Origin of the sequence: Acidovorax facilis, assembly GCF_023913775.1 — a bacterium.
Classification (GTDB): domain Bacteria; phylum Pseudomonadota; class Gammaproteobacteria; order Burkholderiales; family Burkholderiaceae_C; genus Acidovorax; species Acidovorax facilis.
On record NZ_JAMXAX010000075.1, the window covers coordinates 12,817 to 29,638 of the forward strand.

The window sequence follows — 16,822 nt, forward strand, 5'->3', positions numbered from 1 at the left end:
ATGAAACGCATCCTCTGGACAATATCTTCCGTTCTGGCCGCGCTGGGCATTGCGGCAGCACTGCTGATCAGCCTGAACTTGCGCGGCGAAGAGCCTCTGCCCGCTGGCGAGACGCTGCAGAGCACACCTGAATTGATTCAGCGCGGCGAGTACCTGGCCCGCGTGGGCAACTGCATGGCCTGCCACACCACGCAGGGCGGTGCGCCGTTTGCGGGCGGGCGCGGCATCGAGACGCCGTTTGGCGTGGTGCACAGCTCCAACCTTACGCCCGACAAGGCGCATGGCATTGGCAGCTGGACCTCTGCCGAGTTCTGGCGCGCCATGCACCACGGCCGCAGCAAGGACGGGCGGCTGTTGTATCCGGCCTTTCCATACCCCAACTACACGCAGGTGACGCGCGAGGATTCGGACGCCATCTTTGCCTACCTGCACAGCCTGCCCGCCGCCGCTGAGTCCAACCGCGACCACGCTCTGCGTTTTCCGTACAACACGCAGGCGGCGCTGGGTGTTTGGCGGGCGTTGTTCTTCACGCCCGGGGCGCCTCAACCCGAACCCACGCAGTCGGCCGAATACAACCGGGGCGCCTACCTGGTCAACGGCCTGGGCCATTGCACCGCCTGCCACACGCCGCGCAACGCATTGGGCGCCACCACCGACGCCAAGGCCTTTACCGGCGGGCAGATCCCGGTGCAGAACTGGTATGCCCCTGCGCTCAATGCTGCGCATGAGGCGGGTGTCAAAGAATGGAAAACCGAAGACGTGATGGCCTTGCTGAAAACCGGCGTGGCCCCTCAGGGCTCGGTGCTGGGCCCCATGGCCGAAGTGGTGTTCCGCAGCACGCAGTACCTCACCGATGCCGATGCGCGCGCCATGGCCGTGTACCTGCAGGTCCTGCCGCAACAAGATCGCAAGACGCCAGTCACGGCAGCCGCGCCCCCGGCCAGCGCGATGGCGCGTGGCAGCAAGGTGTACGAACAACACTGCGCCCAATGCCATGGCGACCAAGGCCAGGGCGAGCCCGGCGCCTTCCCGGCGCTGGCGGGCAACCGCGCGGTTACGCTGGCGGACCCCACCAACCTGGTGCGTGTGGTGCTGCAGGGTGGCTACCTGCCTGCCACGGAGGGCAACCCGCGCCCGCATGGCATGCCGCCGTTCCAGCAGTTTCTGTCCGACGAGGACGTGGCGGCGGTGGCCACCTTTGTGCGCAACAGCTGGGGCAACCAGGCGCCGGGTGTGGGTACCATCGAGGTTTACCGCGCCCGCGAACGGCGCGGTTTGTAGCGCGGGGCCTGCTGTCTTCACAGGGCTCCCGCCACGCCAGCCCCAGGAGCCCGTTTGATGTCCAGCCCCGCCGCACTGCCCCCGTCCTCCCCGCCAAGCCCGGCGGCCGCCGCGCCCGGTGGCTGGTGGGCCGTGTGCCTGTGCGCAGCGTGGTGCGGCACCTGTGGCATCTACCGCCCCCTGTTCAACGAATTGGCCCGCGCGCATCCGGAGGTGCGTTTTGAATGGGTGGACATCGAAGACGAGTCCGATCTGGCTGGCGACCTGGACGTGGAGACCTTTCCCACCCTGCTGATTGCCGACGGCCAGCGCGCGCTGTTCCTGGGGCCGCTGCTGCCCCAGGCGCCCGTGCTGGCGCGGCTGCTGGCCAGCCTACAGGCCGCTCCCGGCAGCGCAGGGGCGGGCGGCGAGGCTCAGGGCGTTTTTGAGCGTGTGCGCGCCGCGCGCAGCCAGTAAGAGTGGCGTTCTGAATACTCACTCAATGCTCACTTTTTAATAGCTTCTAGCGCTTGATGGTAAAGCGCTAGAACCATTTTTTACATTAATTTGTGTCATCCTCCGCTGCTCCGTCCTTTTCTATCAGCTCGCTGCAGGCTCACTGCGACCAAGGCGCTTGGTCGCGCGGTATGGGCCTTTTCCGGCAGTCTGCGGTCGTCAGCATCGACGTTGAAGAGGACGGCAAAGGCGTCTGGCGCATCGGCGGCGAAGTGCAGGGCACCCAACCCGAGCCGTACGCGCTGTCGGTAGAGCTGGTGCTGGCGCCCAACGGCCAGGTCCGCTCCTGGTCGGGCGAATGCACCTGCCCGGTGGGCGAAGACTGCAAACATGCCGTAGCTCTGACGCTGAAGGCCCTGGACGTGCGCCCAGGCGCAGAGCCTGCCCCCCGTTCGCCCCCTACAGCGCAGGCCGTGCAAGCGCTGCAGGCTATGCAGGAGCGCGTTGCCGCCCAGGCCCGCGCGGAGGCCGAGGCCCGCCTGGTGCGTTGGCTGAACGACTGGGATCTGGCGGCAGACAACGCCGCGCCGCCACTGGCTGGCGCGCGGGCAGACCGGCCGGAGTGTTACCTCTACCTGCTCTCCACCATCGGGCGCCTGCGCGCTGGTGCACCGCAGTTGCAGATCGAGGCCGTGGTGTCCTACCCCAAGCTCACCGGCGGCTGGGCCAAGCCCAAGGCCGTCCGGACCCAACCTGGCCCCGGCCAGGCGGTGTATGACCGCGCCACGGATGTGGACCGCCAGCTGCTGCAATTGCTGCGTGCCATGCCGCGCAGCATGGGCTACTACTCGGCCTACAACGGCGCGCCGACGGGTGTGCTGGAGGGCGCTGTAGGCCTGATGGCGCTGCAGCAGGCGGCCGCCACGGGACGTCTGTTTGCCGACGCGGGAGGCTCCACGGTGGGCGCGCCATTGCGCTGGGGCGATCCGCTGCCCATAGCCTGGGCCTGGAAAGAAACAGCCATATCTGGTGGTGGCAATGGCGGCGATGGTGGCGACAGCGCCTGGACCCTACAGGCCCGCCTGCCCGGCCCCAGCGCCACGCTGTGCGCCAACCACCCGCCGCTGTACATCGATGTCGATCAGGGCCTCTGCGGCCCCGTGTCGGCCGAGGGGCTGAGCCCCGAACAACTGGAACTGCTGCTGCAGGCGCCTCCGCTCGCCGCCGCCGCGCTGCAAAAACACCATGCCGAGGTGGCGAGCCGCCTTGGGGGCATGCTGCCGCTGCCGCCGGTGCTCAGCCCTCTCACACGCGTGCAGGGCGTCAAGCCCGTGGCGCGCCTGCACCCGGCGCCCGTGCCCGAAGCCGATGTGCCGGGCCTGGGCCTCATCACCGCCCAGTTGCGCTTTGACTACCAGGGCCATGTGGGCTGGTGGGCCGGGCAGGACCTGAGCGTGCTGGTGACCGGCGCCGACGGCAGTCAGGTGCTGCTGCAGCGCGACGCGGCGGCCGAGCTGGATGCCATTGAACGCCTGATGGACCTGGGCCTGCTGGCCACCGACGACGGCCTGTTTGGCATCCCCGGCGAGGAATCGCAGGACGACTGGATGCACTGGTTTGACAACGGTTTTTCCGTGTTGCGCGAGGCCGGTTTTGTGCTGACGCAGGACGCGGCGCTGGACGGCTGGATCACCCATGCCGACACGCTGGACGTGTCACTGCAACCCAGTGGCGAAGATGAGGCCACATCGCCCTGGTTTGCGCTGTCGCTGGGCATGGAAATCAACGGCGTGCGCCACAACATCCTGCCGCTGCTGCCCCTGCTGATCGCCGCTGCCGCCCAGCAGCCGCCCCACCCCGTCACGGGCCAGCCGCAGCTGCCGCCGTTTGCCTACCTGCGGGACGTGGGGGCATCGGGTTTTGTGCGGGTGCCAACCGACGCGCTGCGCCCCTGGATGGCGGCCTTGCTGGATCTGGTGGGCGACCGCGCGCACGATTTCAGCGGCGACAGCCTCAAGCTCTCGCGCATGGACGCGCTGCGCACCAGCGCCGCGTTGGGCGAGGGCGCTGTGTGGCAGGGCGCCGATGCCTTGCGCACCATGGCGGCCCAGTTGCGGGGCGCCGGCGCCTTGCCGGAGGTGCCTTTGCCCGCCAGCGTGTTGGCCACCTTGCGGCCGTACCAGCAGCAGGGGCTGAACTGGCTGCAGTTTTTGCGCGCCCACGGCCTGGCCGGTGTGCTGGCCGACGACATGGGCCTGGGCAAGACGCTGCAGACCCTGGCACACATCCAGGTCGAAAAAGACGCGGGGCGGCTGACCGCACCTGCGCTGGTCATTGCGCCGGTGAGCCTCATGGGCAACTGGCAGCGCGAGGCCGCCCGCTTTTGCCCTGGGCTGCGTTGCCTGGTGCTGCATGGCGCCGGCCGACACGGCATGGCAGATACAGTCACCGAGCATGACCTGGTCATCGCCCCGTATTCGCTGCTGCAGCGCGACCGCGAGCGCTGGTTGGCGCACCAGTGGCACCTGGTGGTGCTGGATGAAGCGCAGAACATCAAGAACGCCAGCACGCATGCCGCGCAGGTGGTCAGCCAGCTGCAGGCGCGCCACCGCCTGTGCCTGTCGGGCACGCCCATGGAAAACCACCTGGGCGAGGTCTGGAGCCTGTTTCACTTTTTGATGCCAGGTTTTCTGGGCAGTCAAACACGCTTCAAGGAAGTGTTTCGCACGCCCATCGAAAAACTGGGCGACGGCGCGCGCATGGCACAGCTGCGCGCGCGCATCACGCCTTTTATGCTGCGCAGGACCAAGGCCCTGGTGGCGGGCGAGCTGCCGCCCAAGGTCGAGTCGGTGATGCCCGTGGAGCTGACCGGCACGCAGGCCGATCTGTACGAAACCATCCGCCTGGGTATGGAAAAAACCGTGCGCGAAGCCCTGCAGTCCAAGGGGCTGGCCAAGTCGCAGATCACCATCCTCGATGCGCTGCTCAAGCTGCGCCAGGTGTGCTGCCACCCGCAACTCGTGCCGCTGGATGCTGCCAAAAAGGTCAAGACATCGGCCAAGCTGGACCAGCTGATGGCGCTGCTGCCCGAGATGCTGGCCGAGGGGCGGCGCATTTTGCTGTTCTCGCAGTTCACCAGCATGCTCACACTGATCGAGGCCGAGCTGAAAAAACGCAACCTGCCCTGGGTCAAGCTCACGGGGCAGAGCCAGAAGCGCGACGCGATCATCGAACAGTTCACCAGCGGGCAGGTGCCGCTGTTTTTGATCAGCCTGAAGGCGGGCGGGGTGGGGCTGAACCTGCCGCAGGCTGACACGGTGATCCACTACGACCCCTGGTGGAACCCGGCGGTGGAAAAACAGGCCACCGACCGCGCCCACCGCATTGGACAGACACAGAGCGTATGGGTGATCAAACTGGTGGCGCAGGGCACGATTGAAGAGCGAATTTTGGCGCTGCAGGAGCGCAAGGCGCAGCTGGCGGGCAGTCTGTACAGCGACTCCGCTGCACGCAAGGAGCCGCTGTTCACCGAGGGCGATCTGGCCGAGCTGCTGCAGCCGCTATCACTGTCATAGCTGCTCGCACCGATTGGATAAGCGCCAGGTGCCGTTTTGGCACCACATCGTCCGGCAGGCCGCATGCACACTGGCCTGGGCGCGTTGACAACAGTTTTGCCCGTCCGCGCCTTTGCAAATCAACACTTTGCGCGCTACAATACGATTCTCACGACCAAACGGGCGGGTACCAACCGCCCGTTTTTTTTGGTCGAACGCTTTTGGAGCTCGAAGCTGTCGGGGAAGAGTCTCCGGGGGTTATCGGGTTTTTTGTTTTTCCGGGATTGAACTGAACACGTGGCATTGCAGCAAGTCGTTGAACAAATTGTGACGGGCCTGGGGTATGACCTGGTGGAGATCGAGCGCTCCGCTGGTGGTTTGCTGCGCGTCACCATCGACTTGCCCTGGGTGCAGCCGGCCGCTGATGCGCCCCAGCCCGTGATTGAGCAGTTCGTGACCGTCGAGGATTGCGAGAAGGTCACGCGCCAGCTGCAGTTTGCGCTGGAGGTCGATGGCGTCGAGTACAAGCGCCTCGAAGTGTCGTCCCCCGGCATCGATCGCCCCCTGCGCCATGAGCAAGACTTTGTCCGCTTCGAGGGTTCGGTCATCGACGTCACCCTGAAGGCGCCCATCGGCGTTGCGGCGGCGGCGGGGCAGGTCAATGCCACCCGCAAGAAATTTCGCGGCACGCTGGAGCGCGCCGAGGCTGGGGGGTGGCAGATCGTCTGGAGTGACGAGCCGCCGGTCAAGCCAGGTCAAAAGGTCAGCAAGAAACGTGTGCCCGCCCCATTGCAGGCGCTGGGCTTTACCTTGGACGAGGTTCGGGATGTGCGCCTGGCGCCCATCGTGGATTTCAAGGGGCGTGCAGGCAAGGCTGGGGCGGCACCCGCCTGAGTGGCTGCTGAAAAATTGGGGTGGGTGGCAGCCGCGCGCAGCCTCCGCCTTCGGGTGATTGAAACAGGAGAGTCGTCGCATGAATCGCGAATTGTTGATGTTGGTTGAGGCCATTTCGCGCGAAAAGAACGTGGAGCGTGATGTGGTCTTGGGCGCCGTGGAGTCGGCCCTGGCCCAGGCTACCAAGAAGCTGTACCAGGGCGAGGTGGACATTCGCGTGTCCGTAGATCGCGACAGCGGCAACTATGAGACTTTCCGTCGCTGGCTGGTGGTGCCCGATGATGCCGGCCTGCAAAACCCCGAGGCCGAAGAGCTGTTGATGGATGCGAAGGACCGCATTCCGGACATCGAAGTGGGTGAGTACATCGAAGAAGGTGTCGAGTCCGTGCCGATCGGCCGCATCGGCGCCATGGCTGCCAAGCAGGTCATCCTGCAGAAGATCCGCGACGCCGAGCGTGAAATGCTGCTCAACGACTTCATGTCGCGCGGCGAGAAAATCTTTACCGGCACCGTCAAGCGCATGGACAAGGGCGACATCATTGTCGAATCCGGCCGTGTGGAAGGACGTCTGCGCCGTGGCGAGATGATCCCGAAGGAAAACCTGCGCAGTGGCGACCGTGTGCGCGCCATGATCATGGAAGTGGACCTGACGCTGCGCGGCGCTCCCATCATCCTGTCGCGCTCGGCCCCCGAGTTCATGATCGAACTCTTCCGCAACGAAGTGCCTGAGATCGAACAAGGCCTGCTGGAAATCAAGTCCTGCGCCCGTGACCCCGGCTCGCGCGCCAAGATTGCCGTGCTGAGCCACGACAAGCGCGTGGACCCCATTGGCACTTGCGTCGGTGTGCGTGGCACCCGCGTCAATGCGGTGACCAATGAGCTGGCTGGCGAACGCGTGGATATCGTGCTGTGGTCCGAAGACCCCGCACAGTTTGTGATCGGCGCCCTGGCCCCGGCCAACGTGTCCTCCATCGTGGTCGATGAAGAAAAACACGCCATGGACGTGGTCGTGGACGAGGAAAATCTCGCCATCGCCATTGGCCGTGGTGGTCAGAACGTGCGTCTGGCGTCCGATCTGACTGGCTGGAAGATCAACATCATGGACGCCGCCGAAAGCGCGCAAAAGCAGGCCAACGAGACCGACACGGCCCGCAAGCTGTTCATGGAAAAGCTCGATGTGGACGAGGAAATCGCCGACATCCTGATCTCCGAAGGCTTCAACAGCCTCGAAGAAGTGGCCTATATGCCGCTGCAGGAAATGCTGGAGATCGAAAGCTTCGACGAAGACACCGTCAACGAGTTGCGTGCCCGTGCCAAGGATGCGCTGCTCACGATGGAAATCGCCCGTGAGGAAAGCGTGGAAGAGGTCTCCCAGGACCTGCGCGACCTCGAAGGCCTCACCCCCGAGCTGATTGCCAAGTTGGCTGAAGGCGGTGTGCACACACGTGACGACCTGGCCGATCTGGCCATTGATGAACTGACCGACCTGACCGGACAGTCTGAAGAAGATGCCAAAGCCTTGATCATGAAGGCGCGCGAACACTGGTTCGCGGGGCAAGAGCAAAGGTCAGGGAGGCACGAACCACATATGTCCAGTAATACTGTCGCCGAGTTTGCAACCGAACTCAAAAAATCGCCTGAAACCCTGCTCGACCAGCTCAAAGCTGCGGGCGTGGGCAAGGCCGCCCCTTCCGACGCGTTGACCGAGTCGGACAAGCAAAAGCTGCTTGCTTATCTGCAGGCCAGCCACGGCACGGCTTCGGCCGACCGCAAGAAGATCACGCTGGTGAAGAAGTCCACCAGCGAGATCAAGCAGGCGGATGCCACGGGCAAGGCCCGCACGATCCAGGTGGAAGTGCGCAAGAAGCGCACGTTCATCCAGCGCGACGAAGGTGCCGAGGCATCTGTCGAATCCCACGCGCCCGCCGCTGCGGAAGAGGCCGCTGTTTCCAGCGAAGACCTGGAACTGTCCCGCCGCGAGGAAGAAGCTCGCCGCCAAGCCGAGCTGATCCGCCGCCAGGAGACGGAGCTGGCCGAAAAGCGTGCCGAGCGCGAAGCGCGTGAGAAGCGCGAGCGTGAAGCTGAAGAGCGCGCTGCCGCCTATGCCGCCCAGGAAGCCGAGAAGAAGGCACAAGCCTCTGCTGTCAAGCAGGAGGCCACCCGCGAGCAAGCGGCCGAAGCCGCTGCACGCAATGCAGCCCAAACCGAAGCCCGCGAAAAGGCTGCCGCTGAATCCAAGGCACGCGCCGACGAGGAAACCGCGCGCGCTGCTGACCTGGACGCCCGTCGCCGCAAGGCCGAAGCGGAAGCTGCTGCGATCCGGTCCATGATGGCCACGCCCAAGAAGGCGGTCATGGTGGCCAAGAAGCCAGAAGAACCCAAGCCAGTGGCCAAGCCCGCTGCCGTGGGGGATGCCAAGAAGGGCACCCTGCACAAGCCGGCTGTTGGCACCGGTGTGGCGCGCGCAGGCGCTCCCGCCACTGCCGGGGCAGGCGCAGGTGCGCCAGGCGCTGGCAAGGAAGTGAAGTCGGCCAAGCTGTCCTCCAGCTGGGCCAACGACACCGCCAAGAAAAAAGAAATCAAGACCCGTGGCGACAGCAGCGGCGGTGTCGGTCGCAACAACTGGCGTGGTGGCCCGCGTGGCCGCCGTGGCGACAGCCGCGACCATCGCGACGATCACCAGCAGTCTGCACCGGTCGAGGCGCGCATCATTGAAGTGCATGTGCCCGAAACCATCACGGTGGCAGAGCTGGCACACAAGATGTCGATCAAGGCGTCTGAAGTGATCAAGGCGCTGATGAAGATGGGACAGATGGTCACCATCAACCAGCCGCTGGACCAGGACACCGCCATGATCGTGGTGGAAGAACTGGGCCACAAGGCGGTGGTGGCAGCGCTGGACGATCCAGAAGCCTTTACCGACGACGATACGACCCAGCAGAACGTGGAATTGTTGCCACGTGCTCCTGTGGTGACCGTCATGGGTCACGTGGACCATGGCAAGACCTCGCTGCTCGATTACATTCGCCGCGCCAAGGTGGCTGCGGGTGAAGCCGGTGGCATCACGCAGCACATCGGTGCCTACCACGTGGAAACACCACGCGGCATGGTGTCGTTCCTTGACACCCCGGGCCACGAGGCCTTCACGGCCATGCGTGCCCGTGGTGCCCAGGCCACGGACATCGTGATCCTGGTGGTGGCGGCCGATGACGGTGTCATGCCCCAGACCAAGGAAGCCATCAAGCACGCCAAGGCGGCTGGTGTTCCTATCGTGGTGGCGATCACCAAGGCCGACAAGCCCGATGCCAACCCCGACCGCGTCAAGCAGGAGCTGGTGGTCGAAGAGGTGGTGCCTGAAGAGTACGGTGGCGATTCGCCTTTCGTGCCGGTGTCTTCCAAGACCGGCATGGGCATCGACACCCTGCTGGAGCAAGTGCTGCTGCAGGCCGAAGTGCTGGAACTCAAGGCACCGGTCGATTCACTGGCCAAGGGTCTGGTGATCGAAGCCCAGCTCGACAAGGGCCGCGGCCCTGTGGCCACGGTGCTGGTTCAGTCCGGCACGCTCAAGGTGGGCGACATTGTGCTGGCTGGTCAGACCTATGGCCGCGTGCGCGCCATGCTGGACGAAAACGGCAAGGTCGCCAAGACCGCAGGCCCGTCGATCCCGGTGGAAATCCAGGGTCTGACGGAAGTGCCGCAGGCCGGCGACGAATTCATGGTGCTCACGGACGAACGCCGTGCCCGCGAAATCGCGACCTACCGTGCCGGCAAGTTCCGCAACACCAAGCTGGCCAAGCAACAGGCCGCCAAGCTGGAAAACATGTTTGCCGACATGACGGCGGGCGAAGTGAAGATGTTGCCCATCATCGTCAAGGCCGATGTACAGGGTTCGCAGGAAGCGCTGGCGCAGTCGCTGCTCAAGCTCTCGACTGACGAAGTCAAGGTGCAGCTGGTGTACGCCGCCGTGGGCGCCATCAGCGAGTCCGACATCAACCTGGCGATCGCCTCCAAGGCCATCGTGATCGGCTTCAACGTGCGGGCCGATGCCGGTGCGCGCAAGCTGGCCGAAGGCAATGGCGTCGATCTGCACTACTACAGCATCATTTACGACGCTGTGGACGAGCTGCGTGTGGCGATGTCCGGCATGCTGGCCCCCGAGCAGCGCGAGGAAATCATCGGCACCGCCGAGATCCGCACGGTGTTCGTGGCGACCAAGATCGGCACGATTGCCGGTTCGTACATCACTTCGGGCATGGTCCATCGCAACGCACGCTTCCGCCTGCTGCGCGACAACGTGGTGGTCTACACCGGCGAAGTCGATTCGATCAAGCGCCTCAAGGACGATGTCAAGGATGTCAAGGAAGGCTTTGAGTGCGGTATCAAGCTCAAGAACTACAACGACATCAAGGAAGGCGATCACCTCGAATTCTTTGACATCAAGGAAATCGCGCGGACGCTGTAAGGCATCGGTGACGACGACATGGCTGCGAAGAAATCTTCCACCCCCAACCGCGCCTTCAAGGTCGCCGATCAGATCCAGCGCGATCTGACGGAGCTGATCGCGCGCGAGTTGAAAGATCCGCGTGTGGGCATGGTGACGCTGCAGGGTGTGGAGGTGACTCCCGACTACGCCCATGCCAAGGTGTTCTTCAGCCTGTTGACGGGTGACCCTGTGGAAACGCAGGCGGCGCTCAATCAGGCTGCAGGTTTCTTGCGCAATGGGTTGTTCAAGCGCCTGCACATCCATACGGTGCCCACGCTGCACTTTGTGTTTGACCGCACTTCCGAGCGTGCGGCCGACATGAACGCCTTGATTGCCAAGGCTGTTTCGTCGCGCGCCAAAGAGGAGTAGTCCATGCACGCGCCTCGCACCAGGGTGCAGCGGCGCCCTGTGCATGGGGTGTTGCTGCTCGACAAACCGCTCGGCCTTTCGAGCAACGATGCCTTGCAAAAGGCGAAATGGCTCTTGCGCGCCGAAAAGGCGGGCCATACCGGCACGCTGGACCCATTGGCCACCGGCGTGTTGCCGCTGTGTTTTGGCGCGGCCACCAAGTTCAGCCAGCTGCAGCTGGATGCGCCCAAGACCTACGAAGCCGTTGCACTGCTGGGCACCACCACCACCACCGGCGACGCCGAAGGCGATGTGGTGCAACGCTGTGATGTGGACTTGGCACAGCTGACCCGTGAGCGTCTTGCGGCCGTGCAAGAGCAGTTCACCGGCCCTATTCGCCAGGTGCCGCCGATGCACAGTGCGCTCAAGAAAGACGGCAAGGCGCTGTACGAGTACGCGCGAGCAGGTGTCACGGTAGAGCGCGAAGCGCGCGATGTCGTCATTCATGCATTAAAACTGACCCTGACGCAGACAGATAAAGCGCAAGCAGCTATCAAAATAATAGTAACCTGCAGCAAAGGCACCTACATCCGCACGCTGGGTGAAGACATCGGGGCGGCGCTGGGTTGCGGCGCGCACCTGACCTTCTTGCGCCGCATCGACACGGGTGGAATCGGTGTGGAGCGCTGCGTCACGCTGGCCCAGCTGGAAGCCATGCCGGAGGCGGAGCGCCTGGCCAGCCTGGAGGCGCCCGAGTCGCTGCTGGCACAACACGTGCGTGTCACGCTGGACGGCGAGAATGCAGCCCGATTCCTGTCGGGCGTGCGTCGCCGTGGCACTTGGCCCGATGCCAGTGCCGTGGCGGTGTTCGGCGAGAATCCTCCGGCACTGCTGGGGGTGGGCCACATCGTGGGCGGGGAGCTGGTGCCGGACAGGCTCCTGAGTCCGCTGGAAATTCAACAAATTTTGGAAGGCATGCCGCACCCTCAAGCCAGCGGCACATTGGAAAAACTATGACGACGAAACAAATCCGCAACATCGCGATCATTGCCCACGTTGACCACGGCAAAACCACCATGGTCGACCAGCTGCTGCGCCAGTCCGGCACCTTCGCCGACCACGAAAAGGTCGTTGACACCGTGATGGACAACAACGCGATTGAAAAAGAGCGTGGCATTACCATCCTGGCCAAGAACTGCGCCGTGAGCTGGAAGGGCACGCACATCAACATCGTGGATACCCCCGGCCACGCGGACTTCGGCGGTGAAGTGGAGCGTGCGCTGTCCATGGTGGACAGCGTGGTGCTGCTGATCGACGCGCAAGAAGGCCCCATGCCCCAAACGCGTTTCGTGACCAAGAAGGCCCTGGCTCTGGGCCTGCGCCCCATCCTGGTGGTGAACAAGGTGGACAAGCCCGGTGCCAACCCCGACAAGGTGGTGAACGCCGCGTTCGACCTGTTCGACAAGCTCGGTGCCACCGACGAACAACTCGACTTCCCCGTGGTGTACGCCTCGGGCATCAACGGCTGGTCGTCGCTGGAAGAAGGCGCACCTGGTGAGCAGTGGGGTCCCGACATGTCGGCCCTGTTCGACACGATCCTCTCGCACGTTCCACCGAACACGGGCGACCCAGCCGCTCCGCTTCAACTGCAGATTTCGGCGCTGGACTTCTCCACCTTTGTGGGCCGCATCGGCGTGGGCCGCATCAGCCAGGGCACCATCAAGCCCGGCCAGGATGTGCTCGTCATGGAAGGCCCCGATGGCAAGTCCGTCAAGGGCCGTGTCAACCAGGTGCTGACCTTCCAGGGCCTTGATCGCATGCAGACGCCGCTGGCGGGCCCTGGCGACATCGTGCTGATCAACGGCATCGAAGACATCGGCATCGGCGTGACCGTGACCGACCCCGCCAATCCGTCGCCGCTGCCCATGCTGAAGGTGGACGAGCCCACGCTGACCATGAACTTCTGCGTAAACACCTCGCCCCTGGCCGGCCGCGAAGGCAAGTTCGTGACCAGCCGCCAGATCTGGGACCGTCTGCAAAAGGAGCTGCAGCACAACGTGGCCCTGCGCGTGTCTGAGACCGATGAAGAAGGTATCTTCGAAGTGATGGGCCGGGGTGAACTGCACCTGACCATCCTCTTGGAAAACATGCGCCGTGAAGGCTACGAGCTGGCGGTGTCCAAGCCCCGCGTGGTGTTCAAGGACATCGACGGCGTGAAGCACGAGCCTATCGAGCTGGTGACGGTGGACATCGAAGAAGGCCACCAGGGCGGCGTGATGCAGGCCTTGGGCGAGCGCAAGGGCGAATTGGTGAACATGGAGTCCGACGGCCGTGGCCGCGTACGCCTCGAATACCGTATCCCCGCACGTGGCCTGATCGGTTTCACCAACGAATTCCTGAACCTGACGCGTGGTTCGGGCCTGATCTCCAACATCTTCGACAGCTACGAGCCGCACAAGGGCGACATCGGTGGCCGCAAGAACGGTGTGCTGATCTCCATGGACGATGGTGAAATCTTCACCTACGCCCTGGGCAAGCTGGACGACCGTGGCCGCATGTTCGTGAAGGCGAACGACCCCGTGTACGAAGGCATGATCGTGGGCATCCACAGCCGCGACAACGACCTGATCGTGAACGCCACGCGCACCAAGCAGCTGACCAACTTCCGTGTCTCTGGCAAGGAAGACGCGATCAAGATCACGCCCCCGATCGACCTGACGCTGGAATACGGCGTGGAATTCATCGAGGACGATGAACTGGTCGAAATCACGCCCAAGTCTGTGCGCCTGCGCAAGCGCCACCTGACCGAGAACGAGCGCAAGCGCGCTGCACGGTCCTGATCGGCGGAGCGTTCAGAGAAGCGCTCAGAGCACGTTCAAAAAGGGGCCACTGCGACGCAGTGGCCTTTTTGCCGTCTGAATCCTGGAGCCTCTGTTGAAATTGACACATTCCCGTGCCGTGGCGCTGATGGTGGCCGTGACCCTCATGTGGTCCATTGCCGGTGTGGTCACGCGCCACCTGGAGCATGCGGCGAGCTTTGAGGTGACCTTCTGGCGCAGCTTCTTCACGCTGCTGTCGCTGCTGGTCATCCTGCCTGCGCTGCAGGGCAGGGCGGTGTTCGCCTCCATGCGCCACAGCGGCCGTGCGCTGTGGATCTCTGGCGTGTGCTGGAGCGTGATGTTCACGGCATTCATGGTGGCGCTGGTGCTCATGCCGGTGGCCAATGTGCTGGTCACGATGGCTGTGGGGCCGCTGCTCACCGCGCTGTTTGCAAGGGTTTTCATTGGCCACCACATCGCACTGCGCACCTGGGCCGCGATTGCCGTGGCGGGGCTGGGCATTGGGTGGATGTATGGTTCGCAGATGGCGGGCCTGCCCCTGGCAGGTACGCTGGTGGCGCTGTGTGTGCCGGTGGCAGCCGCCATCAACTGGACGGTGGTGCAGCATTCGCAGCGCCACGGCCATGCGGTGGACCTGGTGCCTGCGGTGCTGGTCGGCGCGGTGATCTCGGTGGTGGCTACGTTGCCGCTGGCGCTGCCTTTTCAGGCTTCAGGGCATGACCTGGCCCTGCTGGCGCTGTTGGGCGTGGTGCAATTGGCCATCCCTTGTGTGCTGGCCGTGCGCTGCGGCCGGGTGCTCAAGGCGCCAGAGATGGCGTTGCTCGGCTTGCTCGAAGTCATCTTTGGAATTTTGCTGGCCTGGCTGGGCGCAGGCGAAAAGCCTGCTCCGGCGGTGCTGACGGGAGGCGTGCTCGTGATCGGTGCGCTGGTTTTTAATGAACTATTGGGTTGGAAGGAACAAAAATGACGGAGACGGTATTGCCTGATGTGTTGAGTGAAGTGCGAGGCCAGGTGGGCTTCATCACGTTGAACCGCCCGCGTGCGCTCAATGCCCTCTCGCTGGGCATGGTGCGTGACCTCATGGGCATCTTGCTGGCATGGCAAAACGATGCGCGGGTGCTGGCCGTGGCCATCCGTGGCAGCAACAAGGAAGGCCCGTTTGGTGCCTTCTGCGCCGGTGGAGACATCCGCTTTTTGCACCAGGCGGGCAGCCAGGGCAACCCGCTGATCGAGGACTTCTTCACCGAGGAGTACGCGCTCAACCACCTGATCCACAACTACGCCAAGCCCTACATCGCCTTCATGGACGGCATCGTGATGGGTGGCGGCATGGGCATCAGCCAGGGCGCCGCCCTGCGCGTGGTGACCGAGCGCACGAAGATGGCCATGCCGGAGACGGCCATTGGCCTGTTCCCGGATGTGGGGGGGGGCTATTTTCTGAGCCGGTGTCCCGGTCGTGTGGGCGAATGGCTGGCGCTCACCGGCGACACCATTGGCGCCGGTGATGCCATCGAAAACCGGTTGGCGGACGGTTGTCTGCCTGCTGACCAGCAAGCGGCCGTGTGGGAGGCGCTGGGCACCCAGAGCTTTGCCAGCGGTGCTGCCGCCAAAGACTCTGTTGCTTCTAAATTTGTAGCTGCTAGCGCTTTGCAGAAAAGCGCTAGGGGCCAAATTGACCAATATTTTTCGTTGGGCAGCGTGGGCGAGATCGTGGCGGCGCTTGAAGCGGCCGACAGTGACTGGGCACGCGCCACGGCGGCCACGCTGCGCAAGCGCTCGCCCCTCATGCTGCACGTGGTGCTGGAACAAATCCGCCGCGCACGGGACATGGGCTTGGCCGACGACCTGCGCATGGAGCGCGACATGGTGCGCCACTGCTTCTTCCTGCGCCCCGGCCAGAGCGAAACGGTGGAGGGCATCCGAGCCCTGGCCGTGGACAAGGACCATGCGCCCCAATGGAACCCTGGCCGCATCGAGGACGTGACGCCCGATATGGTGGCGCAGTTCTTCACCAGCCCCTGGCCTGCACACGCCCACCCGCTGGCCCATTTGTCCTGATCGGCGAAGGTTGTAGCCGGCCAGTCCACCCGGAGAGTCCCTGGCGGCGCGTCAGGGGTTCAACTGCTGGTACGCCGCTGTCGCCAAGCTCAGCAGCTCGGTGCGCGACAGCTGTCCGCTCAAGGCGTAGCCAAAGCCCGCGTCCGTCCAGTAAAAGCCTGGCACCGGGCCTTCTTGCGTGAACTGGAATGCGGTCGTGCTTGCGGTGGTCGGTGGCTGTGGACGGGGCGTGTTGTCGCTGGCGGGGCCAGGGCTGGTGGATGCCGCAGCCAAGGCGCCCAGGTACAGCGTGATCCGCTGGCCTGCGCTGTTCTGGTACATGAACTGCGCGCGCACCCCGGTGTCGCCAGGCAACAAGCGACCGCCCACCAGTTCATAACCCTGCGCGCCCAGCGCGGGAACCTTGAGCGGGCGGTCCAGCCGCTTGGACAGCCATTGCACCAGGTGGTCTTGCTGGGCGGCTGTGACTTCCACGGGGTGGCGGACTTCGGGCTGGTACACCGCGTGGGCGACTGCGGCTTGCTGGGCGAAGCGTTGTGCCGGTTCGGCAACCACCAGCGTGGTGCCGTTGCCCGTCGCCAGCGTTTTGCCGGGCGCCACGGCGGGCCACTGGCCGCGTCCCGTCCACCCCAGCACAAAGGCCAGCAACACGGAGGCGGCCATGCCACCCCAACGCCACCACTGCGCCTGCTGCTCCCGGCGGTCCGTGGCCCGCAATGCTGCGGCCATCAACGTATCGGGCACGGGGGCGTGGAGCAGGTCCTGGTGCAGGGCGTGTAGCTGCTCTCGCTGTGCCTGCCAGTGCGCCAGTGTGGCCTGCGCTTCCTGATCATCCTGCAATTGCTCGCGCAGCGCCTGCGCCTGTGCGGGCGGCAATTGGCCGTCCACGAGGGCGTGCCAGGTGCTGTTTTCGCCAGCGCGTGGGTGGG

Annotated in this window: 11 protein-coding genes and 1 pseudogene; 11 read left to right on the forward strand and 1 reads right to left on the reverse strand. The window is 64.4% G+C overall.

Annotation, left to right across the window (positions count from 1 at the left end):
- The 11 genes and pseudogenes from NFX52_RS18845 to NFX52_RS18895 all read left to right on the forward strand — a co-directional run bounded on the left by NFX52_RS18845 (position 1) and on the right by NFX52_RS18895 (position 15,893).
- On the forward strand, positions 1-1,281 hold the full coding sequence (locus NFX52_RS18845) for a cytochrome c (RefSeq protein ID WP_055398164.1): 1,281 nt from the start codon (positions 1-3) through the stop codon (positions 1,279-1,281).
- A 57-nt stretch (positions 1,282-1,338) separates the two neighbouring features.
- Positions 1,339-1,737, forward strand: a complete 399-nt coding sequence (locus tag NFX52_RS18850) for a thioredoxin family protein (RefSeq protein WP_055398163.1) — start codon at positions 1,339-1,341, stop codon at positions 1,735-1,737.
- A gap of 170 nt (positions 1,738-1,907) precedes the next feature.
- On the forward strand, positions 1,908-5,291 hold the full coding sequence (locus NFX52_RS18855; RefSeq protein ID WP_252635779.1) for a DEAD/DEAH box helicase: 3,384 nt from the start codon (positions 1,908-1,910) through the stop codon (positions 5,289-5,291).
- Between the two features lie 276 nt (positions 5,292-5,567).
- Complete coding sequence (rimP, locus tag NFX52_RS18860) at positions 5,568-6,164, forward strand: ribosome maturation factor RimP (RefSeq protein ID WP_055398161.1); 597 nt, start codon at positions 5,568-5,570, stop codon at positions 6,162-6,164.
- A 97-nt stretch (positions 6,165-6,261) separates the two neighbouring features.
- A pseudogene (gene nusA / locus NFX52_RS18865) lies at positions 6,262-7,692 on the forward strand (transcription termination factor NusA); the annotation flags it as partial.
- Positions 7,693-7,752: 60 nt separating this feature from the next.
- Positions 7,753-10,626 carry a translation initiation factor IF-2 gene (gene infB / locus NFX52_RS18870; RefSeq protein ID WP_055398159.1) on the forward strand — a complete coding sequence of 958 codons (2,874 nt, stop codon included), beginning with the start codon at positions 7,753-7,755 and terminating at the stop codon, positions 10,624-10,626.
- Positions 10,627-10,644: 18 nt separating this feature from the next.
- Entirely contained in the window at positions 10,645-11,016 is a 372-nt protein-coding gene (gene rbfA, locus NFX52_RS18875; protein ID WP_010458038.1) for a 30S ribosome-binding factor RbfA, read from the forward strand.
- Between the two features lie 3 nt (positions 11,017-11,019).
- Complete coding sequence (gene truB, locus NFX52_RS18880; RefSeq protein ID WP_055398158.1) at positions 11,020-12,012, forward strand: tRNA pseudouridine(55) synthase TruB; 993 nt, start codon at positions 11,020-11,022, stop codon at positions 12,010-12,012.
- On the forward strand, positions 12,009-13,835 hold the full coding sequence (gene typA, locus NFX52_RS18885) for a translational GTPase TypA (RefSeq protein WP_055398157.1): 1,827 nt from the start codon (positions 12,009-12,011) through the stop codon (positions 13,833-13,835). The genes truB and typA overlap by 4 nt, the downstream gene beginning before the upstream one ends.
- Positions 13,836-13,926: 91 nt before the next feature.
- On the forward strand, positions 13,927-14,802 hold the full coding sequence (locus NFX52_RS18890; protein WP_055398156.1) for a DMT family transporter: 876 nt from the start codon (positions 13,927-13,929) through the stop codon (positions 14,800-14,802).
- The gene (locus tag NFX52_RS18895; RefSeq protein WP_055398155.1) at positions 14,799-15,893 is read left to right on the forward strand and encodes an enoyl-CoA hydratase/isomerase family protein; all 1,095 of its coding nucleotides are present in this window, start codon (positions 14,799-14,801) and stop codon (positions 15,891-15,893) included. The genes NFX52_RS18890 and NFX52_RS18895 overlap by 4 nt, the downstream gene beginning before the upstream one ends.
- 51 nt (positions 15,894-15,944) lie before the next feature.
- On the opposite strand, the gene NFX52_RS18900 is transcribed toward NFX52_RS18895, so the two are convergent.
- Complete coding sequence (locus NFX52_RS18900) at positions 15,945-16,781, reverse strand: anti-sigma factor family protein (RefSeq protein WP_252635780.1); 837 nt, start codon at positions 16,779-16,781, stop codon at positions 15,945-15,947.
- Between the last annotated feature and the right edge of the window lie 41 nt (positions 16,782-16,822).

What these genes read in the sequence shown, in the direction of transcription:
- NFX52_RS18845 (WP_055398164.1), top strand. Translation starts at nt 1, where the DNA reads ATGAAACGCATCCTCTGGACAATATCTTCCGTTCTGGCCGCGCTGGGC.
- NFX52_RS18850 (WP_055398163.1), top strand. Translation starts at nt 1,339, where the DNA reads ATGTCCAGCCCCGCCGCACTGCCCCCGTCCTCCCCGCCAAGCCCGGCG.
- NFX52_RS18855 (WP_252635779.1), top strand. Translation starts at nt 1,908, where the DNA reads ATGGGCCTTTTCCGGCAGTCTGCGGTCGTCAGCATCGACGTTGAAGAG.
- infB (WP_055398159.1), top strand. Translation starts at nt 7,753, where the DNA reads ATGTCCAGTAATACTGTCGCCGAGTTTGCAACCGAACTCAAAAAATCG.
- rbfA (WP_010458038.1), top strand. Translation starts at nt 10,645, where the DNA reads ATGGCTGCGAAGAAATCTTCCACCCCCAACCGCGCCTTCAAGGTCGCC.
- truB (WP_055398158.1), top strand. Translation starts at nt 11,020, where the DNA reads ATGCACGCGCCTCGCACCAGGGTGCAGCGGCGCCCTGTGCATGGGGTG.
- typA (WP_055398157.1), top strand. Translation starts at nt 12,009, where the DNA reads ATGACGACGAAACAAATCCGCAACATCGCGATCATTGCCCACGTTGAC.
- NFX52_RS18895 (WP_055398155.1), top strand. Translation starts at nt 14,799, where the DNA reads ATGACGGAGACGGTATTGCCTGATGTGTTGAGTGAAGTGCGAGGCCAG.